At 43.7% G+C, this 25,707-nt stretch carries 22 protein-coding genes; 8 read left to right on the top strand and 14 right to left on the bottom strand.

What is annotated here, in order from left to right:
• Nucleotides 1-40 precede the first annotated feature (40 nt).
• A complete protein-coding gene (gene tilS / locus DK415_RS01915; protein ID WP_109432204.1) occupies nucleotides 41-1,351 on the top strand; it encodes a tRNA lysidine(34) synthetase TilS in 1,311 nt (436 codons plus the stop codon).
• A 52-nt stretch (nucleotides 1,352-1,403) separates the two neighbouring features.
• Here the strand turns inward: tilS and DK415_RS01910 are convergent, their stop codons facing one another.
• Nucleotides 1,404-2,735: an NCS2 family permease gene (locus DK415_RS01910; RefSeq protein ID WP_109432203.1), complete on the bottom strand. Its 1,332-nt coding sequence runs from the start codon at nucleotides 2,733-2,735 to the stop codon at nucleotides 1,404-1,406.
• Nucleotides 2,736-3,007: 272 nt separating this feature from the next.
• Here DK415_RS01910 and galE point away from each other — a divergent pair, with 272 nt between their 5' ends.
• The 4 genes from galE to adk all read left to right on the top strand — a co-directional run bounded on the left by galE (nucleotide 3,008) and on the right by adk (nucleotide 6,461).
• Entirely contained in the window at nucleotides 3,008-4,024 is a 1,017-nt protein-coding gene (gene galE / locus DK415_RS01905; protein ID WP_109432202.1) for a UDP-glucose 4-epimerase GalE, read from the top strand.
• Nucleotides 4,025-4,029: 5 nt separating this feature from the next.
• Entirely contained in the window at nucleotides 4,030-4,371 is a 342-nt protein-coding gene (gene hypA, locus DK415_RS01900) for a hydrogenase maturation nickel metallochaperone HypA (protein ID WP_109432201.1), read from the top strand.
• Between the two features lie 15 nt (nucleotides 4,372-4,386).
• Nucleotides 4,387-5,685, top strand: a complete 1,299-nt coding sequence (locus DK415_RS01895; protein WP_420884503.1) for an MFS transporter — start codon at nucleotides 4,387-4,389, stop codon at nucleotides 5,683-5,685.
• 131 nt (nucleotides 5,686-5,816) lie between these two features.
• A complete protein-coding gene (gene adk, locus DK415_RS01890; protein ID WP_109432199.1) occupies nucleotides 5,817-6,461 on the top strand; it encodes an adenylate kinase in 645 nt (214 codons plus the stop codon).
• Nucleotides 6,462-7,419: 958 nt separating this feature from the next.
• Here the strand turns inward: adk and DK415_RS01885 are convergent.
• The 9 genes from DK415_RS01885 to ompA form a co-directional block, all read right to left on the bottom strand.
• Complete coding sequence (locus DK415_RS01885; RefSeq protein ID WP_109432198.1) at nucleotides 7,420-8,283, bottom strand: abortive infection family protein; 864 nt, start codon at nucleotides 8,281-8,283, stop codon at nucleotides 7,420-7,422.
• 8 nt (nucleotides 8,284-8,291) lie between these two features.
• Complete coding sequence (gene hrpA, locus DK415_RS01880) at nucleotides 8,292-12,299, bottom strand: ATP-dependent RNA helicase HrpA (protein WP_109432197.1); 4,008 nt, start codon at nucleotides 12,297-12,299, stop codon at nucleotides 8,292-8,294.
• Between the two features lie 6 nt (nucleotides 12,300-12,305).
• On the bottom strand, nucleotides 12,306-12,686 hold the full coding sequence (locus DK415_RS01875; RefSeq protein ID WP_109432196.1) for a DUF423 domain-containing protein: 381 nt from the start codon (nucleotides 12,684-12,686) through the stop codon (nucleotides 12,306-12,308).
• Nucleotides 12,687-13,139, bottom strand: a complete 453-nt coding sequence (locus DK415_RS01870) for a DUF441 domain-containing protein (RefSeq protein WP_109432195.1) — start codon at nucleotides 13,137-13,139, stop codon at nucleotides 12,687-12,689.
• Nucleotides 13,140-13,263: 124 nt separating this feature from the next.
• On the bottom strand, nucleotides 13,264-13,593 hold the full coding sequence (grxD, locus tag DK415_RS01865) for a Grx4 family monothiol glutaredoxin (RefSeq protein ID WP_032997916.1): 330 nt from the start codon (nucleotides 13,591-13,593) through the stop codon (nucleotides 13,264-13,266).
• Between the two features lie 93 nt (nucleotides 13,594-13,686).
• Complete coding sequence (locus DK415_RS01860) at nucleotides 13,687-14,493, bottom strand: TPM domain-containing protein (protein ID WP_109432194.1); 807 nt, start codon at nucleotides 14,491-14,493, stop codon at nucleotides 13,687-13,689.
• Nucleotides 14,486-14,935, bottom strand: coding sequence for a TPM domain-containing protein (locus DK415_RS01855; protein ID WP_109432193.1), 450 nt, complete (start codon nucleotides 14,933-14,935; stop codon nucleotides 14,486-14,488). Before DK415_RS01855 ends, DK415_RS01860 begins: the two co-directional genes overlap by 8 nt.
• A gap of 20 nt (nucleotides 14,936-14,955) precedes the next feature.
• A complete protein-coding gene (locus tag DK415_RS01850) occupies nucleotides 14,956-15,537 on the bottom strand; it encodes a LemA family protein (RefSeq protein ID WP_109432192.1) in 582 nt (193 codons plus the stop codon).
• Between the two features lie 103 nt (nucleotides 15,538-15,640).
• Nucleotides 15,641-16,681 (bottom strand): porin OmpA, encoded by a 1,041-nt coding sequence (gene ompA, locus DK415_RS01845; RefSeq protein ID WP_109432191.1) that lies wholly within the window; start codon nucleotides 16,679-16,681, stop codon nucleotides 15,641-15,643.
• Nucleotides 16,682-17,114: 433 nt separating this feature from the next.
• Between ompA and ydiJ the strand changes: the two genes are divergently transcribed.
• The 3 genes from ydiJ to hemH are packed head-to-tail and all read left to right on the top strand — an operon-like array spanning nucleotide 17,115 to nucleotide 21,688.
• Nucleotides 17,115-20,204 (top strand): D-2-hydroxyglutarate dehydrogenase YdiJ, encoded by a 3,090-nt coding sequence (ydiJ, locus tag DK415_RS01840; RefSeq protein ID WP_109432190.1) that lies wholly within the window; start codon nucleotides 17,115-17,117, stop codon nucleotides 20,202-20,204.
• A gap of 7 nt (nucleotides 20,205-20,211) precedes the next feature.
• Entirely contained in the window at nucleotides 20,212-20,634 is a 423-nt protein-coding gene (locus DK415_RS01835) for a hotdog fold thioesterase (RefSeq protein WP_109432189.1), read from the top strand.
• Nucleotides 20,627-21,688: a ferrochelatase gene (gene hemH, locus DK415_RS01830; RefSeq protein WP_109432188.1), complete on the top strand. Its 1,062-nt coding sequence runs from the start codon at nucleotides 20,627-20,629 to the stop codon at nucleotides 21,686-21,688. The genes DK415_RS01835 and hemH overlap by 8 nt, the downstream gene beginning before the upstream one ends.
• Nucleotides 21,689-21,792: 104 nt before the next feature.
• Here the strand turns inward: hemH and nagA are convergent, their stop codons facing one another.
• From nagA to DK415_RS01810, 4 genes are all read right to left on the bottom strand, one after another.
• Nucleotides 21,793-22,938, bottom strand: a complete 1,146-nt coding sequence (gene nagA / locus DK415_RS01825) for an N-acetylglucosamine-6-phosphate deacetylase (protein WP_109432187.1) — start codon at nucleotides 22,936-22,938, stop codon at nucleotides 21,793-21,795.
• Nucleotides 22,939-22,988: 50 nt separating this feature from the next.
• Nucleotides 22,989-23,792: a glucosamine-6-phosphate deaminase gene (gene nagB / locus DK415_RS01820; RefSeq protein WP_109432186.1), complete on the bottom strand. Its 804-nt coding sequence runs from the start codon at nucleotides 23,790-23,792 to the stop codon at nucleotides 22,989-22,991.
• 147 nt (nucleotides 23,793-23,939) lie between these two features.
• A complete protein-coding gene (gene nanA, locus DK415_RS01815; RefSeq protein ID WP_021615789.1) occupies nucleotides 23,940-24,818 on the bottom strand; it encodes an N-acetylneuraminate lyase in 879 nt (292 codons plus the stop codon).
• 13 nt (nucleotides 24,819-24,831) lie between these two features.
• Nucleotides 24,832-25,704, bottom strand: a complete 873-nt coding sequence (locus DK415_RS01810) for a MurR/RpiR family transcriptional regulator (protein ID WP_109127988.1) — start codon at nucleotides 25,702-25,704, stop codon at nucleotides 24,832-24,834.
• Between the last annotated feature and the right edge of the window lie 3 nt (nucleotides 25,705-25,707).

The following is a 25,707-nucleotide window of genomic DNA, read 5'->3' as shown; positions in this document are numbered from 1 at the left end:
CAACTTCCTCCCGTCCAACGGGAGGAAATTTTATCCGCCTATGCTTCTTGAACAATTTTCACAGCAACTCCGCCAACTTGCTCCAAACCAAACTCACTTTCTTATTGGGTTTAGCGGTGGTTTGGATTCCACAGCACTACTCGCTTTATTTGCGAAAATCCGTGAAAAGCAACCGCACTTTCAGCTGCGCGCCATCCATATTCATCACGGATTAAGCGCCAATGCCGATGCTTGGTCAGCCCATTGTCAACAAATTTGCCGCCAATTTCGTATTCCGTTGCAAATTCAACACGTGAACGTTAGCACAGAAAATGGCATTGAGGCGGGGGCTCGCCAAGCCCGTTATGAAGCCATTGCACAGCAAATTTTACCGACTGAATGGCTCGCTACGGCACATCATCAACAAGACCAAACTGAAACATTTTTCCTTGCCCTAAAACGCGGCAGTGGCGTGCAAGGCTTAGGGGCTATGCCGTTGAAAAGCAATGTTTACGGCGTGCCTATTTTTCGTCCCTTATTGAATTTTAGCCGCCAACAATTACTGGCGTTTGTACAACAGGAAGGGCTAAGTTGGATTGAAGATGAAAGTAATGAGGACAATCAATACGATCGCAATTTCCTACGTAACATCGTATTGCCTGAATTGCGCCAACGCTGGGCGCATTTTGATTCGGCCGTGCAACGTTCCGCGCAACATTGTTATGAACAACAGCAACTGCTTAATGAGCTGTTAGCGGAAGAATATCAAAAAAACATCGTAAAAAATGACCGCACTTTTCAGCTACAACATTTCGCCAGCTATTCCTCTGTGAAACAACGCGCCTTGTTACGCTTATGGTTGCAAGATTGGGGCGTTGCCCTGCCCTCTCTCGTGCAATTAGAACAAATTATTTCGGATGTCATTTTCGCGAAAGACGATGCACAACCACAATTTCGCCTAGACGATAACATTGTCCGCCGCTATCAAAACTGTTTATTTCTCACGCCGAGATTTAACGATATTTCACAGGAATCGATTGAGGCAACATTTGAACACCCTATTTCCTTGCCGGATCATTTAGGCACGTTGTTACTGCAAAAAACAAGCGAAAAAATGACCGCACTTTGGCAGGATGAAAACGGCAACACACATAAAGAAACCTTGGCTTTACCCTTAGAGGGAACGAAAGTTTGGATTCGATTTCGTTATTCGGGCAAAGTGAAATTAACCCCAAACGGCATAAATAAAGACATTAAAAAAGTGTGGCAACAGTTAAACATCGCCCCTTGGCAACGCCAACGCATTCCGCTCATCTTCTACGATGATAAGCTACAAAGTGCGGTCGGTTTTTTTACTGTTTTTCAAAATTAAGGCAAACAAAAAGGCGCATCAAAATGCGCCTTTGTTGTCTTTATTGGCTGAATTAAATCGCCCAACCGCAAGCATAGAAAGCCACTAAAACAACAGCAATCACAACGGTGCCGATATTTAAGCGTTTGAAATCGCCACTCACCACACGGCCAACCACCAATGCGGCAAAGCCCAACATAATGCCGGTCACAATGTTTGCCGTTAACACGATAAACACCGCACAAATCAAGCCACTCATGGCGCCAACGAAATCGTCAAAATCCAATTTGCTGACGTTGCTTAGCATCAATAATCCCACGTACATTAACGCTGGAGCTGTCGCATAGTTCGGCACCAAGAAGGCTAATGGTTGGAAGAACAACATCAACAGGAACAATACGCCAACAACGATCGCGGTGATACCGGTTTTACCGCCCGCGGCAGTCCCTGCTGCGGATTCGATATACACGGCTGCCGGTGCTGTTCCGAAAATACCGGAGAATAAGCTACTTACGGAATCGGACGTTAAGGCTTTGCCGCCGTTGATGATTTGACCGTCTTTATCCAATAAATCCGCTTGTCCCGCCACTGCGCGGATGGTGCCTGTGGCATCAAATACCGCAGTCATCACTAAAGCGAACACCACCGGTAAAATAGCCGGTTGTAATGCGCCCATGATGTCTAACTGCAAGAATAAAGACTCCTCGCCGAAGCTTGGCATTTTGAAGACTTGGCCGTTAAAGGTAACATTTGGATCGAAAATTAAGCCGACCACGGTAATGGCGATGATCACCCATAAAATGCCGCCTTTCACTTGCATTTTTTCTAAGCCGATAATTAGCGCCAAACCGATTAATGACATCATCACCGGAAACGCAGTGAACTCGCCCAATTTCACCGGTAAACCGGCTTGGTTGCTCACAACAAGACCAACCCCGTTTGCAGCGATTAAAAGCAGGAATAAACCGATACCGATACCCGCACCATGTGCAATACCCACCGGTAAATTACGCAAAATCCAAGCACGAATCCCTGTGGCAGAAATCAAGGTGAAGAAAACCCCCATTAAAAAGACCGCACCTAAGGCAACCGGAATACTCACTTTTTGTCCGATAACCAAGCTAAACGCGGTAAATGCCGTTAAAGAAATAGCACAACCGATAGCCATTGGCGCATTGGCCCAAAAACCGATTAAGAGCGAGCCTAAGCCTGCAACTAAGCAGGTTGCAATAAAGACTGATTCAGCCGGAAAACCTGCCGCACTTAACATGTTCGGCACAACGATAACGGAATACACCATCGCGAGAAAGGTGGTTAAACCTGCAACAATTTCTTTGCGTACGGTGGAACCGCGTTTAGCCAACTCAAAGCGTTTTTCTAAAGCGGAAGATGGAGAAGATGACATGAAATTACCTTTTAATTTGTCGTTGAAAAAAAGAGGCGCTATTTTACCGCAACGCAAAAAGAAGTAAACGTTTGCGCAATAAATTGCTGAAAATATCGTTATTCTGTTTACGCTGATTAAACACTAAAAGCCCTCTAGTTTTAACAACATAGAAATCTCGGCGAAAACAATTCCTTAAAAGGGAATAACTTATTAATAAAGCTCATTTTTTGATGAAACAATCGGTGCTATACTAGCGCCAAATTTATTTTATAAATTAAGGAGAAAACCCAATGACCATTTTAGTCACCGGCGGAGCGGGCTACATCGGTTCGCATACTGTCGTCGAATTATTAAATGCCGGCAAAGATGTTGTGGTGTTAGACAATCTTTGCAACTCTTCGCCAAAATCCTTAGAACGCGTGAAACAAATCACCGGCAAAAGCGTAAAATTTTATGAAGGCGATGTGTTAGATCGCGACTTGTTACAAAAGATCTTTGCTGAAAATCCGATTCATTCCGTCATTCATTTTGCCGGTTTAAAAGCCGTCGGCGAAAGCGTGCAAAAACCTGCCGAATACTATATGAACAACGTCACCGGCTCATTGGTTTTATTACAAGAAATGAAAAAAGCCGGCGTGTGGAATTTCGTCTTCAGTTCTTCCGCCACCGTTTACGGCGATCCTGAAATCATTCCGATTACCGAAAACTGCAAAGTGGGCGGCACAACTAACCCGTACGGCACCTCTAAGTTTATGGTGGAACAAATCCTACGCGATATTGCGAAAGCAGAACCTAAATTCAGCATGACCATTTTGCGCTATTTCAATCCGGTGGGCGCACATGAAAGCGGTTTAATTGGCGAAGATCCGAATGGCATTCCAAACAACTTATTGCCTTACATCAGCCAAGTGGCTATCGGCAAATTGCCTCAATTGTCCGTATTCGGTAGCGACTACGACACCCATGACGGTACCGGCGTGCGTGATTACATTCATGTAGTGGATTTGGCGATTGGCCACTTAAAAGCACTAGATCGCCATCAAAATGATGCCGGCTTGCACATTTATAATTTAGGCACCGGCGTGGGCTATTCCGTCTTAGATATGGTGAAAGCGTTTGAACAAGCCAATGACATTCAAATTCCCTATAAATTAGTAGATCGTCGTCCGGGCGACATCGCCACCTGTTATTCCGATCCGAGCCTTGCCGCCAAAGAATTAGGCTGGAAAGCAGAACGTGGCTTAGCTCAAATGATGAAAGATACGTGGAATTGGCAAAAAAATAACCCGAAAGGCTATCGGGATTAAGCCTTATGCACGAACTCTCTTTGTGTCAAAACATCATTGAAATTGTTGAGCAGCAATGCAAACAACACAATGTCAACAAAGTCACCGACCTCTGGCTGGAGGTCGGTGCCCTTTCTTGCATTGAACCCAGTGCGTTGGAATTTGGCTTTGAAATGGCAGCGCAAGGTACACCGGCGGAAAATTGTAAGCTTCATTTAATTTCCATTCCTGCCAAAGCTTGGTGTTGGAATTGCAAACAACTGGTCGAAATTCAAGCCAATAACAGTACGTGCCCAAATTGCGGCAGCGTGCATTTACAACGCCAAAGCGGCGATGAACTCCGCATTAAAGAAATTGCCGTTGAATAAAATCCCCCTGAAATCATGATGACAGAACAACCGATTAAGCCTTCTCTCGCCACCCAAATTTTCAGCCGCAATATGCTGATTTGTGTCTTTACCGGCTTCAGCTCCGGTTTGCCACTTTTCGTGCTGTTGCAGATGTTGCCAATTTGGTTGTCGGACAATGGCATTAGTGTGCAAACCATCGGGGCTTTTACCTTAGTCACCCTACCCTACACGCTCAAATTTTTGTGGGCGCCTTTGCTGGATCGCTATTTTCCTCGCTTTCTCGGTCGCCGTCGTAGTTGGCTAGCCATTTCCCAACTCTTGCTTCTGCTGAGTCTTTACTTGATCGGTTTATACGATCCGAAAGAACAAATGCAGATTGTCATTTTTCTTGCCACGTTCATCGCCTTTATGTCCGCCACCCAAGACATTGTATTGGATGCTTATCGACGGGAAATTTTGCGTGATAACGAATTGGGTTTGGGCAATACCATTCATATTAATGCCTACCGAATTGCCGGTTTGATTCCGGGTGGACTGTCATTGTATCTCGCCACGTTCCTTCCATGGAAAACGGTGTTTTTATTGACCGCACTTTTCATGCTGTGTGGGCTGTTTATGACCTTCTTTTTAAGTCGCGAGCCACAAATTCAAATTCATCAAAACAAACAGCCGTTCTATCAAGCTTTTACCATTCCGCTACAAGAATTTTTCCAGCGTAAAGGCATTTATGCGGGGATTGGCTTTATCGCGTTTCTCTTTCTGTATAAATTCGGTGATGCCCTCGCCACGACGTTACAAAGTAAATTCATCGTGGACATGGGCTTTAGCAAAACAGACATTGCCTTAGTGGTAAAAAGTACCGCGTTATGGTCGAGTATTATTGCCGGCATGGCTGGCGGCATTATGATGTTACGCCTCGGCATTAATCGCGCCCTTTGGGTCTTTGGTTTTATTCAACTGATTACTATCGGTGGTTTTGTTTGGCTTGCCGGATTTGATTATTTTCACGTTGTCGATAACGCTGCGCGCTTAAAACTTGGCATTGTGATTTGTGGCGAATATATTGGCGTGGGGCTTGGTACCGCAGCGTTTGTAGCCTTTATGGCTCGAGAAACCAACCCGCTTTACACTGCCACTCAACTGGCGTTGTTTACCAGCCTTGCCGCCTTACCGAGTAAAGGGCTCGGTGCGCTTTCAGGCGAAATCGTTGCCGCAGTGGGTTACTATCATTTCTTCTGGATTTGCTTATTTTTAGCTATCCCGGGCATGCTCTGTTTATGCTGGGTTGCCCCCTGGAACGAAAAAGTTACCGCGCCGAATGCAAGCAATTGACATTTTTAGGGAATTAAGCAACCATACGCCACGATTAATAAAACATTTTCAAAACCGACCGCACTTTCTTCCCGAAATAGGAAAAGTGCGGTGGTTTTTTCAGTTATTTTTCATTTAAAAAAGAGGACAACATGAAAATTATTCTATTAGGCGCGCCGGGCGCAGGAAAAGGCACACAAGCACAATTCATCATGAATAAATTTGCCATCCCGCAAATTTCCACGGGCGACATGTTACGCTCTGCGATCAAAGCCGGCACCGAATTAGGCAAACAAGCCAAAACCTTAATGGACGCCGGTCAATTAGTGCCGGATGATTTGATCATTTCCTTAGTGAAAGAACGCGTAGCCCAAGCAGACTGCGCCAAAGGTTTCTTACTTGACGGCTTCCCACGTACGATTCCACAAGCAGACGCATTGAAATCTGCCGGCATCGCTATTGATTATGTATTGGAATTTGATGTGCCAGATGAAGTGATCGTAGAACGCATGAGCGGTCGTCGTGTACACCAACCTTCCGGTCGTTCTTACCACATCGTTTACAACCCACCAAAAGTGGAAGGCAAAGACGATGTAACCGGTGAAGATTTGATTATCCGTGCCGATGACAAACCGGAAACCGTGTTAGACCGCTTGAAAGTCTATCACAATACCACCAAACCATTAGTGGACTACTACCAAGCGGAAGCCAAAGCGGGCAACACCCAATATTTCCGCTTAGACGGCACGCAAAAAGTGGAAGATGTCAGCAAAGAATTAGACAAAATCTTGGCTTAGTCGCTAATAACAAGAAAAAGAAAGCTGAATTTCATCAAAAGAGATTCAGCTTTTTGTTTTGATAAAAGAAAAGTGCGGTGGATTTTACATGTGTTTTTGAAGTTGAAAAACGTTTGAAAAAATGACCGCACTTTTTAAAAACGAAACGATGGTTCAAGCGTCCTCGCTTGGACCAAATAAGCACAAGCGTGGACGCTTGCGCTATCTTGGGGGGCGGTAGATTTTGAAAGTGTTTTTGAGGTTGAAAAACGTCTGAAAAAATAACCGCACTTTTTAAAAACAAAACGATGGTTTAAGCGTCCTCGCTTGGACCAAATAAGCACAAGCGTGGACGCTTGCGCTATCTTGGGGGCGTTTGAAAAAATGACCGCACTTTTGAGTAAACATTACCGATTACGCTGACGCGCGTCTCCTGACGCGTGACCCTGATATCTGAAAATAAGCACGCGTCCGGAGACGCGCGCTATCGTGGGGGGTTCGATAAGAAAAAGTGCGGTAGATTTTGAAAGTGTTTTTGAGGTTGAAAAACGTCTGAAAAAATAACCGCACTTTTTAAAAACAAAACGATGGTTTAAGCGTCCTCGCTTGGACCAAATAAGCACAAGCGTGGACGCTTGCGCTATCTTGGGGGTTGAAAAACGTTTGAAAAAATAACCGCACTTTTTAAAAACAAAACGATGGTTCAAGCGTCCTCGCTTGGACCAAATAAGCACAAGCGTGGACGCTTGCGCTATCTTAGGGGATATTTTTAGAAAAGGCACACGTTAGGAAACGTGCGCCATCTTGGGTTATGTGGAGTTTCGATAAGCAAAAGTGCGGTAGATTTTGAACGTGTTTTTGAGGTTGAAAAACGTTTGAAAAAATGACCGCACTTTTTAAAAACAGAATGATAGTTCAAGCGTCTACGCTTGGACCAAATAAGCACAAGCGTGGACGCTTGCGCTATCTTGGAGAATGCTTACCCTATTATGAAACGTTCTGACGATTGTGGAAAACTATCTTGAGCCTCCCATGTTTCTAATATATATACTGCTAAAGAGTGCGCGGCATTAACAACCAACCTTGCCTGTCTAATCTCAGGAATATTAAACTCTTTGTCTCGTCCATGAGCCGAGCTCGCGTGTGTTCTTATGGCCGCTATCCCGTTCATTATAGATACAATGCCTGAATGAATTTTACGTAGATCTTGTTGTTCTAATTGTTCGAGTCCAAAATTAAAATTGCCTTTAACAATTGTCCATAATTCAGATAATGTTTGTTTATTAGGTTTTTCCAAACCTTTCTCCGAAATATAAACTTTGAAAATAGACTCTAAAATATTACATGCAGAAGAAATCGCATCTAATGGATTTGTATTCAAATTTTCTAGCGCCCTATCAAATTCTCTATTTATTGACTCCACATTCCTATTTTTGATCAAATCAGACAAAGTAATACTAGCAGGCGATAACGATTTTGATGGTAAGATTTTCCCATTAATATATGCGAAACCATGCCTATTTAGTTCTGTTTCTATATTCTCTTTAAATGTTTTCTTCTTTTCTTCTCGAGTTTTTGGATATCCAAAGGAAACATCATTTCCCGTCACAGTTTTTGTAACTTCATTAAGCAAGATCTCTAATTTTTGTATCGGTTCTGAACAATTATCATTTATATTTAATAATTTGCGTTGAACCTTTTTTTCCCTATTTTCATTAAGAATACTATCCGATGCTATACCTGCAGATAAAAATAATATGTCTAATTCTGTATGTGAATTAAATTGAGGTAACTCTTTAGATAAAAAAGCGATAATCTCTAGTGGAATTAACTGTGTACTCATAAAAAACCTTAGCTACTAATATTTGTAATCAAATTCAAAACCCTCTTATCCGACACCTGATACTTCGTCCCTAACTGCTGTGCAAACAAACTCACCCGCAATTCCTCAATCATATATCGAATCTCCGCCACCTCATCCGAAATCGGTTTAGATTTTGGCAGTTTGGCAAGAAGTTGTTGGTAGGCTTGTTGCACTTGTTCCACGCGTAACATGGCGGCGCGATCGCGATTCACATCTTGAGCCAGTTTATCCATCCGTTTGTCGATGGCTTGCAGATAGCGGAGTAAGTCCGGCAGGCGGGCGTAGCCGCTTTTTTGCACGAAGCCTTGATAAATCAAACCTGAAATCTGGCTTTTCATGTCGGACAGGGCAAATGCCATGGTGAAATCCATTTTGCCTTTAAGGCGTTGATTAAGCTGGTGGGTGAGTGTGAGGATCTGCTCCACTTTTTGCGCAATATCCACGGTGACTTCATTAACGTTTTCACGCACGAAATCCCGTAGCTTATTAAAGCCTTCTTCGTTCCACACAAAGCCGCCAAAATCGGCAATGAGTTTATCCACGGCACAGGCGATGCAGTCGTCAATCAAATCCAACACGCGCCCAAACGGCGTGAAATAGAGCCCTAATTTGGCTTTATTCGGCAATTTTTCATGCAGATATTTAATCGGTGATGGTACGTTGAGCAGCAACAAGCGACGCAAACCTTGTTGCATTGCTACCGCTTGTTCAAATTCCGTTTCAAACAGTTTAATGCCCACTGCGTCTTTTTCGTCCACAATGGCAGGAAAGGCTTTCACACTGAAACCGCGCTGTTTTTGTTCGTAGCATTGCGGCAGCTCGGCAAAACTCCAAATGTGCAGCCCGCTTTGTTCAATGCCATCGTCTGCCACCGCAGAAATGCTTTCCTGTACACGATCTTTTAAACTAAATTTCAGCTCGTCTAAATTCATAGATTCAGCGATTTTCTTGCCGTTTTCATCCACCACACGGAAAGTCATTTTTAAATGGCTTGGGATTTGTTCCCAATTCCAATGTTCTGCTTCTACGGAGACACCCGTCATGCGGCGCAATTCATAAATCAACGTATCCAACAACGGTTTTTCCAACGGCACGGCGCGCCCTAAAAAGGCTTGGGCATAATTGGGTGCCGGCACGAAATTGCGTCGATAAGATTTCGGCAGAGACTTAATCAGCGCAATCACCAGTTCTTCCCGCAAGCCAGGAATTTGCCAATCAAAACCTGTCATTTCCACTTGGTTAAGCAACGGCAATGGAATATGCACGGTCACGCCGTCCGCATCCGTACCCGGTTCAAATTGATAGGTCAGTTTGAGTTTTAGATTGCCTTGATGCCAGAAATTCGGGAAATCCAGCTTGCTCACCTGCTCCGCATCATCGTTAATCAGGAATGAGCGTTCAAAATTAAGTAGCTCAGGATCTTGTTTTTCCGCCTTTTTCCACCAGGTATCAAAATGTTTTTGCGACACCACATCAGTGCCGATACGCTGATCGTAAAACTCAAATAAGGTGCGCTCGTCCACTAAAATATCGCGGCGACGGCTTTTGTGTTCCAATTCCTCCACTTCTCGAATCAGCTGCTGATTTTGCTTGAAGAATTTATGCTTGGTGTTCCAATCCCCTTCCACCAAGGCGGATTGAATAAAGATCTCACGGCTCACCGTTGGGTCAATGGCGCCATAATTTACCGGTCGGGCTGCCACAATCGGCACGCCATATAGACTCACTTTTTCATCGGCAATCACCGCCCCTCGAGATTTCGACCAGCGTGGCTCGGAATAGGATTTTTTGGTTAAATGCTCGGCGAGCGGCTCAATCCATTCCGGCTCAACTTCCGCCACCATGCGCCCCCAAAGTTTGGAGGTTTCCACCAACTCTGCCGCCATCACCCATTTCGGTTGTTTTTTGAAAAGCACGGAATTAGGGAAAATCGCAAAATGCGCATTGCGGGCGCCGAGATATTGTTGTTTTTCTGCTTCTTTTAAACCGATATGCGACAACAAACCGCTTAAAAGTGCGGTGTGAATTTGCTGATATTCTGCTTTTTCCGAATTAATCGGCAAGCCTATTTCACGTACGGCAAGACGAATTTGTTGATAAATATCCTGCCATTCACGAATGCGCAGATAATTTAAAAAATCCTTTTGACATTGTCGGCGGAATTGATTTTTCGTCAATGCCTTTTGCTGTTCTTGCACATAATTCCACAAGTTCAAGAATGCTAAGAAATCCGATTTTTTATCGGCAAAGCGACGATGTTTTTCGTCAGAAGCCTGTTGTTTGTCTGTCGGACGTTCACGCGGATCTTGAATGGATAACGCCGAGACAATAATCATCACTTCATAAACGCTGCCAAAATTGACCGCACTTAGAAGCATTTTGGCAAGGCGTGGATCGACCGGGAGTTGGGCAAGTTGGCGACCGATTGGAGTAAGTTCCCAACCTTGCTGTTTCTCTGTCGATTCGCTAACGCGCGTCTCCTGACACGTGCTTTCATCTGTCAAATTTTGGGCACGCGTCGGGAGACGCGCGCCATCACGAGATTTATATTTTTTCGGTTGAATCGCGCCCAACTCTTCCAACAACTTCACGCCATCCTGAATGTGCCGTTTATCCGGCGCATCTACAAAAGGGAAGGCCTCAATGTCGTCCAAACCCAATGCCGTCATTTGCAGAATAACGGAAGCCAAATTGGTGCGCAGAATTTCCGGATCGGTAAATTCAGGGCGATTATTAAAATCCTCTTCCGAATAAAGACGAATACAAATGCCCTCGCTTACCCGTCCGCAACGACCTTTTCGCTGATTGGCAGAAGCCTGTGAAATCGGGTCAATAGGCAAGCGTTGTACTTTGGTGCGATAGCTATAACGGGAAATACGCGCCGTGCCGGGGTCAATCACATATTTAATACCCGGCACGGTGAGTGAGGTTTCCGCCACGTTGGTGGCTAACACAATGCGGTTTAAGCCGCTCGGGTGGAAAATTTTATTTTGCTCTTGCGCTGACAAGCGGGCAAAGAGCGGTAGGATTTCCGTGTGTTTTAAATTTTGCTTTTGTAAGGCTTCGGCGGTGTCACGAATTTCTCGCTCGCCGTTCATAAAGATCAAAATATCGCCACGCCCTTCTGCTTGCAGTTCGTCCACAGCATTGAGAATGCCTTGTAGCTGATCTTGATCGTCTTCCTCTACAACAGGGCGATAACGTACTTCCACGGGATAAGTTCTGCCTGAGACTTCGATAATCGGCGCATTGTTAAAATGCTTGGAAAAACGTTCCACATCAATAGTGGCCGAGGTGATAATGACTTTTAAGTCCGGACGACGTGGCAGAAGCTGTTTCAGATAACCGAGAATAAAATCGTTGTTCAAGCTGCGTTCGTGGGCTTCATCAATAATCAGGCAAGAATATTGATTGAGAAAACGATCCGTTTGAATTTCAGCCAGCAAAATCCCGTCTGTTATCAACTTGATTTGGGTGTTATCGCTAATCTGATCGTTAAAACGGACTTTATACCCCACTAAATCGCCAAGCTCTGTTTGCAATTCTTCCGCAATTCGAGCAGCTACCGAACGGGCCGCAATACGGCGTGGTTGAGTGTGTCCGATTGTGCCAAGATTGCCGAATCCTAGCTCCAAACACATCTTCGGCAACTGCGTGGTTTTCCCTGAACCGGTTTCCCCCGCCACGACGATCACTTGATGCTCGGAAAGCAGTTTTTGAATTTCTGCTTTGCGTTGGCTAACCGGCAAACTTTCCGGAAAAACGATGGGATTTTGCACCGCACTTTTACGATTTTCTACACGTAATCTTGCTTGTTCAATTTGCTGTTGGATTTCAGCCGCAACGGCTTGCTGCGCCTCTTGGCTTTTAATTTTTCCGATGCCGTGAATGCGGGCAGATAAACGGCGTTTATCCACCAACATAATGTCAATTAATTGAGAAAAAAGGGATTGTTGTAAAGGGGTTAATTCGTGCTTTACCGTTTTATTCTTCATACTGATTTACTTTTTCAAACTGCCGTAAGCCAAGCAAAACCAACCGATTAAAAATAGCGTACCGCCGACAGGTGTTACCCAAACCAGGAATTTTCCTGCGCCAAGGGCGAGTGCATAAAGGCTGCCGCTAAACAAAAGCACACCGAGCGCCCAAGAACCGGCTGCAACGTTAGCCATATTGTTGGCAACCAATGATTCACGGCATAATTGTGCGATAGCAATGGTCAAAATCGCAACAGTGTGGAACATTTGATATTTCACACCGGTTTCAATCCACGCTAATTCTTTAGGCTCTAAAACCTTGCTTAATCCATGTGCTGCGAAAGCGCCAATCATCACACATAAAAAACCGCTCAAGGCGGCAATAAATAACCACTTGTTTTTCATTTAGAATTTTCCTATAAGTAATGCCAAAATACCGGCGGCGATAAGTGGCCCGACAGGGATACCGCCCAGAAAAGAAACACCAATGATGGTGCCAATCACCAAACCTGTCACCAATACCGGTTGCTCGCCCATAAGCGGAACACCTTTGCCCGCAAGCCATGCGACCAAGACACCCACCGCAATGGCAACGAACATTTTCCAACTGACAAAGGCCGACAAGCCCGGCAGCTGAATTTTACCGGAAACCAACGGGCTCAAGACGCCGATAGTTAAAATCACAATACCAATACTCAAGCCGTATTTTTCTAAATAGGGAATATATTTAGTAAGAAACGTTTGTTGCATGATCAGTAGCACTGCGGCAGAGATAGTGATAGAGCTGTTGTGGCTAAGAATGCCGAGCAAAATTAACACCACTAAAAGTAACGCAATCATATTGAATTGAAGCGACATATTGATCCTAACGTGCGGTAAAAATTTGCGGAGAATTATAGCATAAGCCATCAAATTTGCCCTGTGGCAGAAACAAAAAACCGCACTTGGGGAAACCAAAGTGCGGTTGTATTTAAAAACGTTTTTACGCTTGCGGATGTCTTGCTGCGACTTCTTCTAATAAGGTTTTAAGTTCACCTTGTTGAAACATTTCCAACACGATATCACAACCGCCGATTAACTCGCCTTCTACCCATAATTGTGGGAATGTTGGCCAATTGGCGTAAGCCGGTAATTCGGCACGAATATCCGGATGTTGCAAAATATCCACATAACCGAAGGGTACGCCACAGTTAATTAAGGCTTCCACCGCGCGAGCAGAGAAACCGCAAGAAGGGAATTTTGGCGAGCCTTTCATGTAAATCAGAATCGGGTTTTCACTGATTTGTTTTTTGATTTTATCTAGAGTTTCCATAATGTTCCTTGTATTCATTGAATGAGAAAACGCGCGCATTGTATCACAAACCCAAGTTGCCACAAATAAAAGTCGAGCGTTTTACTACGTTATTTACCAGCTTCCGCCAGCGCCACCGCCGTCAAAGCCGCCTCCGCCGAATCCGCCACCGGAACCACCGCCGAAACCGCCTCCGCCAAAGCCACCACCGAAACCACCGCCATCTCTGTCGTTACGACGACGGTCTGACATGGATTTTCGCAATACGTCATTTAGCACATGATTATTGGTTGGCGTGACATAAGGTCGGCGACTGTTCATTTCCGCCATCACGACAATCAAAATAAACAGCGCTAACATGATAAAGGGCACAAAATCCCCGAAATCATTCTCTTCTTCCGCTTGTGCGGCAAATTCGCCTTTGGTTGCAGCAATAATGTAATCCAAGCCATTATCGATGCCTTGGGCATACTGCTCGTTACGGAAATAAGGGCGAATTTGGTTGCGAATAATCTGTGATGCAAGGGCATCAGTCAACACGCCTTGCAAGCCTTGTCCCACCGCAATAAACAATTTGCGATCGTCTTTGGCGATGAGTAACAACACGCCGTTATTCAGATTTTTTCGCCCGATACCCCATTTATCGCCTAATTCAAAGGCATATTGAGAAATCTCATATTCACCGGTCGTCGGCACAATCACCACCGCAATTTGCGAACTGGTTTCTTTGCCATAGGCTGCCAACTTAGCCTCTAATGCGTCCAGCTGCTTTTCCGATAAGGTTTTCGTGTAGTCATTCACATAACGGAAAGGTTTTGGAGAATCAGGAAAGGTGACGGCAGAAACAGCCGTTGCCATAAAAAGACAGAAAAAAATGACCGCACTTTTTAAACTCAATAAGCCGAATACGCGTTTAATCATGAATGATCACCTCGTTATCCAGTTCATTTTGATAGTCCGCTTGAACCGGAAAATGCTGAATTAAGTGTTCACCAATTTTCTGCATCGAAGCCAAAATACCTTCCGTATATTGCTTTTGTTTAAAATGCGTAATCATACGGGCACATTCTGTTTTCCAAAAATCATCGCCCACATACTGATGAATACCGATATCACCGATAATCGCGCATTGACGATCATCATAGGCAATATAAATCAACACGCCATTACGCGCCGCCGTTTGATGCATTTCAAGTTGTGAAAAAACACCCAACGCACGTTCATAAACAGAAAGTGCGGTCGGTTTTGACGGTATTTTTCGTTCGATAAAAATCCGAAATTCAGCGGAGGTTTGTCGCTCAAGGCTGCTAATAGCCGCCTCAAGCTGTTTTTTATCTATCGGGATTTTTGCAAATAATGGCATCGCGCCACCTTATTGTCCGTTTAGTTAAAATTCACTGTCGGCGCATTTTCAGCACCAGCAACAGATTTGAAATAAGGTTTTTCTTTGAAACCAAAAATCATCGCAACCACTTTTGTTGGGAAAGTACGAATTTTTTGGTTGTATTCACGTGCCGCTTCATTGAATTTATTACGCGCGACGTTAATGCGATTTTCGGTACCTTCCAATTGCGCTTGTAAGTTCATAAAGCCTTCGTTCGCACGCAATTCTGGATAATTCTCTACGCTGACCAATAAGCGAGACAAGGCTGAACCTACTTCATTTTGGCTTTGTTGGAATTGGGTTAATTGTTCTTCCGTTAAATTAGACGGATCGATTTTGGTTTGCGTTGCTTTGGCACGCGCTTCAACAACACCGGTCAAGGTTTCTTTTTCAAAGTTTGCCTGGCCTTTCACGGTATTCACTAAATTCGGGATCAAATCGGAACGACGCTGATAAGTCGATTCTACATTTGCCCATACGGAATTAATTTGTTCTTCCGCAGCAACCAAGCCGTTATAACTTGGAATCAAGGTCATGGCCGCAACAGCGGCAACAATAATCAGAACAAGCCATTTTTTCATTTTTTTCCCTTACAATAATTAAAATTAGCTAAAAAAACAAAAGACCTAAACATAGGTTTAGGTCTTTTTTATCTTTATCTGAAAATAATTAACAAAACGCTAATTATTTAGTACCGCTAACTGCGATTTCTACGCGACGGTCATCAGCTAAGCAAGCGATAAGCGCTTTACGGCCTTTAACTGCGTCACATTTGTTACCAGTAACTGGGTTTGCTTTACCGTAACCAGTTGCAGAAATAGCGTTTTGAGAAACACCTTTAGCTACTAAGTAGTTAGCTACAGTTTCAGCACGTTTTTGAGATAATTTTTGGTTGTAAGCGTCAGAACCGATACGGTCTGTGTAACCTGCAACTTTAACGTTTGCATTGTTAACTTGTGCGATTTCGCCGTAGATACCATCTAACACGCCTTGTGCTTGTGGTTTTAAGTCAGCTTTAGCAAATGCGAAAGTTACATCAGAGTTTAAGTTGAAAGTTTTGTTTACAACTTCAGGCGCTGGAGCTGGTGCAGCACCTTGACCGAAGCGATAAGATAAACCTAAAGCTACAGAACCGATATCTGGAGAATATTCTGTTCCACGAACTCCATCCGCTTTTTTCACAGCTTTACCTAAGTTACCTACACGGCTAACCCATTGGTACTCAGCACGTAATGCTAATTCAGGAAGAATTGCATACTCAACACCTGCTGCGAATACCGGAGATACTTTTAGGTTGTGGTATTTCTCAACATCATTACCAACATCAATTTTATAATCGCTACGGATTAATGCTGCACCAACACGACCATAAACATCTAAATCAGCTAATACCGGGTAGCTGCCTTTAAGTGCTAAAGTAGTACCGTGCGCTGTGTGTCTAAAATCTTGTTCACCGTTGGTTTTAGCTTTAGCACGACCAAAGTATTCGTAACCTGCTTCAACAGCTAAGTTATCAGTGATTTGATAACCACCGAACACACCGTAAGCTTCAGAGTTACGGCTAACTGTTTGACCTGGTTCATCTTTAAATTGGTTAAGACCGTGATGTACAGATGCCCAACCAGCTTTTGCGCCGGCATAGAAAGTGTCAGCTTGTGGAGCTGCTTGTGCTACTGTTGCTGCTGCTAAACCAGCGATAGCTAATGCGATTGCAGTTTTTTTCATTTTGATGATCCTCTTTAATTTAGTCATCTATTTTAAAACAAGTATCAGCTGATATAGCTGAAAACCGACACAAGAACTTGTGTCACCGTCATCTTAAACCGTTTACCTCTAAAAGTGAAATTTTTTACAATTTCCAGCTTAAGATGTTGTTTCAAATAGGATTGAAGTTTTCCTATTTCTTTTGATGAGAAATATCCAACTCCCCTCAAAAGTTGCGGCATTATCCTACTGAAATAACATAAAATCAAACAAACAGACTTCTTATTGCTTAATTTTTAAGCAATTAAACATTCTTTTTATCTATTTTGCAACCCCATCCCAATATTTCTTCAATAAATTTAATATTTATCAAATGATTTTCTATGTTAAACTTTGGTTACTTTTTACTCCACCTAACCCCAAACAAACATTAACCAATATAGAGTGGTGCAACATGCTACCCCGCTTAACAAATATCCCTCAACTTTCTCCATTAGTCAGTGATTATTTAGATGCGCTACGATTGCAACATTTTGAGGGGGATATTGCCTCAAGTTATGCCGATCGTCTCAGCCTTGCCACCGACAACAGTGTTTACCAACAACTTCCGCAAGCGATTTTATTTCCGAAAAGCGTTGCCGATGTGGTACGCCTAACCAAACTCGCACAACAGGAACAATACCTTTCTCTCACGTTTACGCCACGTGGTGGTGGCACTGGCACGAATGGGCAATCCATCAATAACAACATTATTGTTGATCTCTCTCGCCATATGACAAAGATTTTAGAACTCAACGTAAAAGAACGTTGGGTGCGCGTGCAAGCCGGCGTTGTGAAAGATCAGCTTAACCAATTTCTGAAGCCACACGGTTTATTTTTCTCGCCGGAACTCTCCACCAGTAACCGCGCCACCTTAGGCGGCATGATCAATACGGATGCGTCAGGACAAGGTTCTTTACAATACGGGAAAACCTCCGACCACGTGCTCGGTTTACGCGCCGTACTCATCAATGGCGAAATTTTAGAGACAAGTGCGGTCAATTCTAACGACGTTTTTCGCTATACAGAAGAAAGCTCTCTCTCTGCCAATGTGAAAAAAATCCATCAAGAGATTTTTCAACGTTGCAAAGACAAACGCTCACAAATCCTGAATGATTTGCCCCAATTGAACCGTTTTCTGACCGGTTACGATTTAAAAAATGTGTTTAACGATGATTTAAGCGAATTCAATTTAACCCGCATTTTGACAGGTTCTGAAGGCTCACTCGCTTTTATTTGCGAAACCACATTGGATTTAATGCCGCTGCCACAACATCGCACGTTAATTAATATTAAATACAATTCTTTCGATGCTGCACTACGTAATGCGCCGTTTATGGTGAAAGCCAATGCGCTTTCGGTGGAAACCGTGGATTCCAAAGTGCTGAATTTGGCTAAACAAGACATTATTTGGCACTCCGTCAAAGAACTGTTAACAGAAGACGCACAACATCCGATTCTTGGCTTAAATATTGTGGAATATGCCGGCAATAATCAGGCATTAATTGAAAAACAAGTGGCGCAGTTATGTGCACAATTAGATCAAAAAATTGCTGAAGGCAAAGATCATATTATCGGCTATCAAGTTTGCAATCATTTGCCGTCCATTGAACGTATTTATGCTATGCGGAAAAAAGCCGTAGGGCTACTTGGCAATGCCGAAGGTGCGGCAAAACCCATTCCTTTTGTGGAAGACACTTGTGTGCCGCCGGAAAATTTGGCGGATTACATTACAGAGTTTCGCGCTTTATTAGATAGCCATAATCTACAATACGGCATGTTCGGTCATGTGGATGCAGGCGTGTTACACGTTCGTCCTGCATTAGATTTATGCGATTTAGAGCAAGTTAAATTATTCAAACAGATTTCCGATGAGGTGGCGGAACTCACTCGCAAATACGGTGGTTTAATTTGGGGCGAACATGGTAAAGGAATGCGCTCGCAATACGGCGAAAAATTCTTTACACCCGAATTATGGCGTGAATTACGGTACATCAAATTCTTATTTGACCCACAAAATCGCCTCAATCCGGGCAAAATCTGCACGCCGTTAAACAGCGAACAAGAGCTTTATTCGATTTTATCGCCAATGCGAGCCGACCTCGATCGCCAAATTCCCGTTCAAATGAAAGAAGAATTTATCGGAGCCATGAATTGTAACGGTAACGGGCTATGCTTTAACTTTGATGTCCACAGTACCATGTGCCCGTCTATGAAAGTGAGTAAAAATCGCGTTTTTTCTCCGAAAGGCCGCGCCGCTATGGTGCGTGAATGGTTGCGTTTATTAGCGAACGAGCAAGTTACCCCAGCAAAATTAGATTTCAAACAGTCCACGGTAAAACTTACGGATATTGTGCATAAAATCCAAAACAGCTATCAAAAACGCCGTGGTGAATACGATTTTTCTCATGAAGTGAAAGCGGCAATGGATACTTGCCTGGCGTGTAAAGCTTGCGCGAGCCAATGCCCGATTAAAATTGACGTGCCGAGTTTCCGCGCGAAGTTCTTCCATTTTTACCACCAACGTTATCTGCGCCCCATCAAAGATTATGTGGTCTCTAACGTGGAATACATTGCGCCGCTAATGGCAAAACAAGCGAAGCTCTTTAATTATTTTACAGCGACTAAATTTAGTCAAAAAGTGGCGGAAAAATGTTTGGGCATGACGGATTTACCGTTGCTCTCCACGCCAAATCTGCAACAACAACTCATTCAACTTGGTCATCAAAACGCCTCATTAGAGCAATTAGAAAGTTTAAGTGCGGTGGAAAAACAACGTGTTTTGCTTATCGTACAAGATCCTTTCACTTCTTATTATGATGCCAAAGTCGTTGCCGATTTTGTGGCGTTAACCCAAAAACTTGGCTTTAAGTCTGTCATGCTGCCATTTAAACCTAACGGCAAAGCGCAACACATTAAGGGCTTTTTAACCCGTTTTGCAAAAACCGCAAAAAATCAGGCTGAGTTCCTTAATCGTATGGCAAAACTAGGTATGCCTTTGGTTGGTGTGGATCCCGCCATTGTGTTGTCGTATCGTGACGAATACAAAGAAATTCTTGGTGCGGAGCGCGGTAATTTCCATGTGCTGACCGCCCACGAATGGCTCAAGCAACAGTTGGATAATGGTATCTTGTTATCCGCACAAAACACCGAAAAAAACAACCGCACTTTTGAGCCGCATCAGTGGTATTTATTCCCACACTGCACAGAAACGACCGCGATGCCAAACAGTGGCAAAGAATGGCAACACATTTTTGCCGCCTTCGACCAGCAGTTGCAGGTTGAAAGTGTCGGCTGTTGCGGCATGGCAGGCACTTTCGGGCACGAAACCCAGCATATCGACATGTCGAAAGCCATTTATGAAGCCTCATGGGAGAAAAAGCTGCAAAATAAAGATCCGAACTTCTGTTTGGCAACCGGTTATTCCTGTCGTAGCCAAGTGAAGCGTTTCGCCCATTATCAGCCGAAACACCCTGTACAAGCCTTATTAACTTTATTGAAATAACGACACCATGAGCATCTGGAAAAAACATCTTACACTGCAACAACTGAATGACCTCTGCCAAAATTGTGCTGTGGCAAACCTAGGCATTGAATTTGTGGCACAAGGTGATGATTGGTTAGAAGCACGTATGCCGGTGGATCACCGTACCACCCAACCCATGGGATTTTTACACGGTGGTATTTCCGCGGCACTTGCGGAAACCGTTGCTTCCACTGCCGGTTTTTGCTGTGTAGAAGCAAATCAGGCTGTCGTTGGTTTAGAGATCAATGCAAGCCATTTACGCCCGGTAAAACAAGGCTATGTTTGCGCTAAATCAAGCCCGATTCGTTTAGGTAAAAATGTACAGGTTTGGCAAATTGACATTCGAGATGCACAAGATAAACTGTGCTGCGTTTCACGTTTAACTCTTTCTATTATCACACATGACTAATTTAAAAATCGGCGTCATTCTTGCCAATTTAGGTACGCCAGACTCACCAAGTCCTAAGGATATTTCCCGTTATTTATGGCAATTTTTAACGGATCCTCGCGTGGTCGATTTGCCACGTTGTAAATGGTATCCGTTACTTAAAGCTATTATTTTGCCGTTGCGTTCTAAACGAGTCGCAAAAGACTACCGTTCTATTTGGACCGAACAAGGTTCTCCGTTAATGGTGTTCACCGAACAACAAAAACAAGGCTTAATCGACTTCTTCCGACAACAGCAACTGGATGTGGAAATCGAAATCGGTATGACTTATGGCAATCCGTCCATGCCAAGTGCGGTGCAAAAATTAATGGATAAAAAAGTGGATCACATCATCGTACTCCCGCTCTATCCGCAATATAGCAGTAGCACAACAGGCGCTGTGTTCGACTCTTTTGCTGAAGCATTGAAACAACAACGTGGCATTGTGCCCTTTGATTTTATTCATTCCTATCCGCTCAACCAAAACTATATTTCCGCGTTAATTGATTCTTGCAAAGCACGGTTAAAGGCAGATGAGTTTTTACTGTTTTCCTTTCACGGCATTCCGTTACGTTATGAAAACACCGGCGATTACTACCGCACACATTGCCAACAAACCGCAGCCGCGGTGGCACAAGGGTTGGGCTTAAATGAAAAACAATGGGGTTTAACCTTCCAATCCCGTTTTGGTAAAGAAGAATGGTTACAGCCTTATACTGATGAGTTTTTGTCTAATGCTGCAGCACAGGGCATTAAGAAAGTGGCAGTAATTTGCCCGGGATTTGCCGTGGATTGTTTAGAAACCTTGGAAGAAATTGCTGAGGAAAATAAAGACTATTTCATCACTAACGGCGGTGAAAGTTATCAATACATTCCGGCACTGAACGCCTCTCCGGCACATATAGAAACTTTAGGCAGATTAGTGATCAATCAAATGGCGAAAATGAAATGCAACAACTGCGCTTCACCAAACATTGCCATTATTCCAACCATTACGGTGCCAACGTCAAACAACCTTAGTAGCCGTTGTCATTAAGCGAGAAATAAAAAAAGTGCGGTGGATTTTTGAGGTGTTAAAAACACTTGGAAAATCCACCGCACTTTTGTTTATAAGGTGCAAATGACTGCACCCTACTTTGATTAATTCGCTTTCCACTCTCCGTTCACAACGGTACCAATAACCTGGTAATCGTTCGAGAAGACAGCAAGGTTAGCCACTTTACCGGCTTCGACGGAACCCAAACGGTCATCTACACCGATGGCGCGTGCCGGATAAAGATTACTCATACGAATCGCTTCGGCAAGTGGAATCTCAACATATTCCACCGCATTTTTGATGGATTCCATCATGGTGATAGAAGCACCTGCGATCGTGCCGTTACCGTCATAGCAACGTCCCTCTTTCACATAAATGGTTTTACCCACGAAGGTGAAGGTTTCTAATTCAGGGCCTGCACCGGCAGCTGCTAGAGAATCGGTAACAATACAAAGTTTGTCGCCTTTCACTTTTTTATCCAAACGCACATTGCCAAAATCCACGTGTACGCCGTCCACGATAATGCCGGTATACACATCAGAATCCAACACAGCACCTACCACGCCCATGGCACGACCGGAACTGACCGGCGACATGGCATTGTGTAAGTGCGTTGCGAAAGTTGCGCCTTTACGGAAAGCCGCTTTTGCCACGTCATAGGTGGCGTTAGAGTGCCCAACTGAAACCACAATGCCACTTTTCACAAAATCAGGCGTGTAGTTGATGGTCGGGTTTTCCGCGGCAATAGTGAGTTTCGTGATCACATCGGCGTTTTCACACAAGAAATCTTTCATTTCAGGTGAAATTTCACGGATATATTCCGGACGGTGTACGCCTTTTTTCTCTACGCTCAAATACGGCCCTTCAATATGTAAACCCAGTGCTTGGTTTTTATGCTTATTCAAATATTCACGCATAATTTTCACCGCACTTTTAATGCCTTCATCCGGTGCGGTAATAAAGGTTGGTAAGAAACTGGTACAGCCGGATTTCAGGTTGGTTGCTTGCATGATTTCTAAGGTTTCCACGCTGGTTTGGTCGTTGAACATTACGCCACCACAACCGTTTAATTGCAAGTCAATAAAACCGGCAGTGAGGTTATGCCCTTGTAAATCAAGGGTCTTAATGCCGCTTTCCAATTCGCTTTGTGGAATCACTGCTTCAATGTGTTCGCCATTCACCACCACCGCATAATCCCGAAGGATTTCATCTTTGGTGTAAATGACGGAATTAATTAATGCATATTTCATAATCGTACCTTTAAATAATCTAAAAATTCACCGCACTTTTGCGCTAAACATTACAACACGCTGTGAATGGCGTGACTTTCCAAGTCAGTGAAATATTTCACAGTTTTCACTTTCAGCTCTTGCAACGCCGGCTCATCACACACCAACACAAAATGGCGATGTAATTGCAACGCACTCACTGTCCACATGTGGTTCACTGCACCTTCAACAGCGGCTTGCACGGCTAACGCTTTCGCATGACCGGTGGCTAAAATCATGACTTCTTCTGCGTCTAATAACGTGCCTACGCCAATGGTTAATGAATATTTCGGCACTTGAGTAATATCGTTATCAAAGAAACGGGAGTTCGCAATAATGGTATCCGGTGTTAAGGTTTTAATACGGGTGCGGGAGCTCAACGAAGAAGCCGGTTCGTTGAAGGCAATATGCCCATCTACGCCAACACCGCCCATAAATAAATGAATTTTGCCGTAAGATTTGATTTTTTCTTCGTAACGACGACATTCTTCATCATGATCGTCCGTATTGCCGTCTAAAATATTGATGTTTTGCGGCTGAATATCAATGTGGCTGAAAAAATTGTTGTGCATAAAGCTGTGATAGCTTTCCGGATGTTCTTTCGGGAGCCCTACATATTCATCCATATTAAATGTAACCACATGTTTAAAACTCACTTCACCGGCTTGGTTTAAGCGGATCAGTTCTTGGTAAGTTTTAAGTGGCGTTCCGCCGGTAGGTAAACCCAATACAAACGGGCGTTCTTCGGTGGGATTAAAACGATTGATTCTGTCAACGATATGACGTGCTGCCCAACGGCTAACGTGTTGTTCGTTATGTAGAGGGATGAGGCGCATAATAAACTTCCTTTATTGGGACCGCACTTTACAATCATTTTGTAGGGACAGGCCTTATACCTGTCCCATTTATGTCATAAAGAGAATTTCGGACAGGCATAAAGCCTGTCCCTACACCAGAAAAGTGCGGTCTCTTTTTCCATTAAATTAGAGATATTTCGCTTTTAATTCTTTTGCTTTGGCTAATTGTGCTTCAGTCGCTTTTGCGGTCATTGGTTCACGACAATAACCGGCATCCACACCTTCCAATTTCAACAATTCTTTGATGGTTAAATACAAACCATTCGCTAAGATACCTTCGATTAAATCGTTGGTCACATGTTGAATTTCACGTGCTTCAGCCAGTTTGCCTTGTTTGGTCAAGTCAAAAATTTGTCTTGCACGAACACCGTTCACGTTGAATGTACTACCGATAGCACCGTCCACACCTAAAGCCACCGCCGGCAACATCATTTCATCGAAGCCAGCCCAAATTAAGTGGTTTGGATACGCTTTTTGTAAACGTTCTAATAAGTAGAAGTCACCTGCAGTGAATTTCACGCCAAGCACTTTCGGGTTTTTGTAAAGTTCGCCAAATTGTTCTACGCCCATGTTTACGCCGGTTAAGAACGGAATGGAGTACACGATCATGTTATTACCGGTTTCGGCAATGATAGTGTCGTAGTAGTGTTTGATTTCAGGGAAGCTGAATTTGTAGTAGAACGGGGTTACCGCAGAAAGGCAGTCATAGCCTAATTCAGTGGCATATTTACCTAATTCCACCGCTTCGTGTAAATTCACGCTACCCACTTGTGCGATTAACGCCACTTGGTCTTTTGCTTCATCTTTTGCAATACGGAAGATTTGTTTTTTCTCTTCGGTAGAAAGCATGAAGTTTTCACCGGTAGAACCGCCCACATACAAACCATTGACTTTCATTTTGTCGATATTGTGGCGAATAATTTGGCGTAAGCCTTTTTCATTAATAGAGCCATCTTCGTTAAATGACACTAATAACGCACTGAAAATACCTTTTAAATCACGCATTGTTTTCTCCTGTTTAGTATTTAATACGTTGTTCTAAAATGACATTAAGGGTTTTCTCTTTTGTCTGCGTCGCTTTTTCTTGCTCAGCTTGGACTATCAACGCATAAATCAAATCCAAGACAAACAATTGAGAAATTTTCGTACCAATGGAGTCGCCTTGCAGCTTTCCTTGTTTATTACCGTTGACCAACACAAAATCTGCGTGTTCGGTCAAAGGTGAGCGCATGCTGTGGGTCAATGCCACTGTCGTTGCGCCGTTGTCTTTTGCAATCTTTAACGCATGTGCGGTTTCTTGTGAATAGCCGGAATGGCTGATACCAATCGCCACATCATTGCGTTGTAACAATGCCGCTTGCATATACATAAAATGATTGTTACCGCTGGCATCGACCGGAATGCCGATACGCATAAATTTATTTTTAGCATCTTCTGCTGTCACCCCCGAGGTGCCCACACCGAAGATAAAAACACGATTCGCACGTCGAATGAAACGAACCACTAACTCCAACTGGTTCAGATCCAGCAAATCAATGGTTTCATCCATTACCGTATTAATCACGGACTGCAATTTGCGGGCAATTTTTACCGGTTCATCATCTGCGGTGACTTCCGTATCCAATAAACTGTTATCTTTGCCCCCTTGCGTTTTAGCCACTTCAATAGAAAACTCCAATTTGAAATCACTAAACCCACGAAAACCCAAAGTACGACAAAAACGTACGAAAGTAGCCTCTCCCACATCTAAGTAAGAAGCTAACTCGGCTAAAGAGTGTCGCATGACGATATCCGGCGAGCGGTTAATGGCGTCTGCGATTTTCTTCTCTGTCTTCGTTAAACTTTGGTACAAAGAGCTAATGGTATTCAGTACACTGCCGTTTTTTGCCATAAA

Origin of the sequence: Aggregatibacter segnis (assembly GCF_003130075.1) — a bacterium.
GTDB lineage: Bacteria > Pseudomonadota > Gammaproteobacteria > Enterobacterales > Pasteurellaceae > Aggregatibacter > Aggregatibacter segnis_A.
The sequence above is the reverse complement of the archived record's forward strand: the minus strand, read 5'-3'. Positions and strand labels throughout refer to the sequence as shown.

What these genes read in the sequence shown, in the direction of transcription:
- tilS (WP_109432204.1), top strand. Translation starts at nt 41, where the DNA reads ATGCTTCTTGAACAATTTTCACAGCAACTCCGCCAACTTGCTCCAAAC.
- DK415_RS01910 (WP_109432203.1), bottom strand. Translation starts at nt 2,735, where the DNA reads ATGTCATCTTCTCCATCTTCCGCTTTAGAAAAACGCTTTGAGTTGGCT.
- galE (WP_109432202.1), top strand. Translation starts at nt 3,008, where the DNA reads ATGACCATTTTAGTCACCGGCGGAGCGGGCTACATCGGTTCGCATACT.
- hypA (WP_109432201.1), top strand. Translation starts at nt 4,030, where the DNA reads ATGCACGAACTCTCTTTGTGTCAAAACATCATTGAAATTGTTGAGCAG.
- DK415_RS01895 (WP_420884503.1), top strand. Translation starts at nt 4,387, where the DNA reads ATGATGACAGAACAACCGATTAAGCCTTCTCTCGCCACCCAAATTTTC.
- adk (WP_109432199.1), top strand. Translation starts at nt 5,817, where the DNA reads ATGAAAATTATTCTATTAGGCGCGCCGGGCGCAGGAAAAGGCACACAA.
- DK415_RS01885 (WP_109432198.1), bottom strand. Translation starts at nt 8,283, where the DNA reads ATGAGTACACAGTTAATTCCACTAGAGATTATCGCTTTTTTATCTAAA.
- hrpA (WP_109432197.1), bottom strand. Translation starts at nt 12,299, where the DNA reads ATGAAGAATAAAACGGTAAAGCACGAATTAACCCCTTTACAACAATCC.
- DK415_RS01875 (WP_109432196.1), bottom strand. Translation starts at nt 12,686, where the DNA reads ATGAAAAACAAGTGGTTATTTATTGCCGCCTTGAGCGGTTTTTTATGT.
- DK415_RS01870 (WP_109432195.1), bottom strand. Translation starts at nt 13,139, where the DNA reads ATGTCGCTTCAATTCAATATGATTGCGTTACTTTTAGTGGTGTTAATT.
- grxD (WP_032997916.1), bottom strand. Translation starts at nt 13,593, where the DNA reads ATGGAAACTCTAGATAAAATCAAAAAACAAATCAGTGAAAACCCGATT.
- DK415_RS01860 (WP_109432194.1), bottom strand. Translation starts at nt 14,493, where the DNA reads ATGATTAAACGCGTATTCGGCTTATTGAGTTTAAAAAGTGCGGTCATT.
- DK415_RS01855 (WP_109432193.1), bottom strand. Translation starts at nt 14,935, where the DNA reads ATGCCATTATTTGCAAAAATCCCGATAGATAAAAAACAGCTTGAGGCG.
- DK415_RS01850 (WP_109432192.1), bottom strand. Translation starts at nt 15,537, where the DNA reads ATGAAAAAATGGCTTGTTCTGATTATTGTTGCCGCTGTTGCGGCCATG.
- ompA (WP_109432191.1), bottom strand. Translation starts at nt 16,681, where the DNA reads ATGAAAAAAACTGCAATCGCATTAGCTATCGCTGGTTTAGCAGCAGCA.
- ydiJ (WP_109432190.1), top strand. Translation starts at nt 17,115, where the DNA reads ATGCTACCCCGCTTAACAAATATCCCTCAACTTTCTCCATTAGTCAGT.
- DK415_RS01835 (WP_109432189.1), top strand. Translation starts at nt 20,212, where the DNA reads ATGAGCATCTGGAAAAAACATCTTACACTGCAACAACTGAATGACCTC.
- hemH (WP_109432188.1), top strand. Translation starts at nt 20,627, where the DNA reads ATGACTAATTTAAAAATCGGCGTCATTCTTGCCAATTTAGGTACGCCA.
- nagA (WP_109432187.1), bottom strand. Translation starts at nt 22,938, where the DNA reads ATGAAATATGCATTAATTAATTCCGTCATTTACACCAAAGATGAAATC.
- nagB (WP_109432186.1), bottom strand. Translation starts at nt 23,792, where the DNA reads ATGCGCCTCATCCCTCTACATAACGAACAACACGTTAGCCGTTGGGCA.
- nanA (WP_021615789.1), bottom strand. Translation starts at nt 24,818, where the DNA reads ATGCGTGATTTAAAAGGTATTTTCAGTGCGTTATTAGTGTCATTTAAC.
- DK415_RS01810 (WP_109127988.1), bottom strand. Translation starts at nt 25,704, where the DNA reads ATGGCAAAAAACGGCAGTGTACTGAATACCATTAGCTCTTTGTACCAA.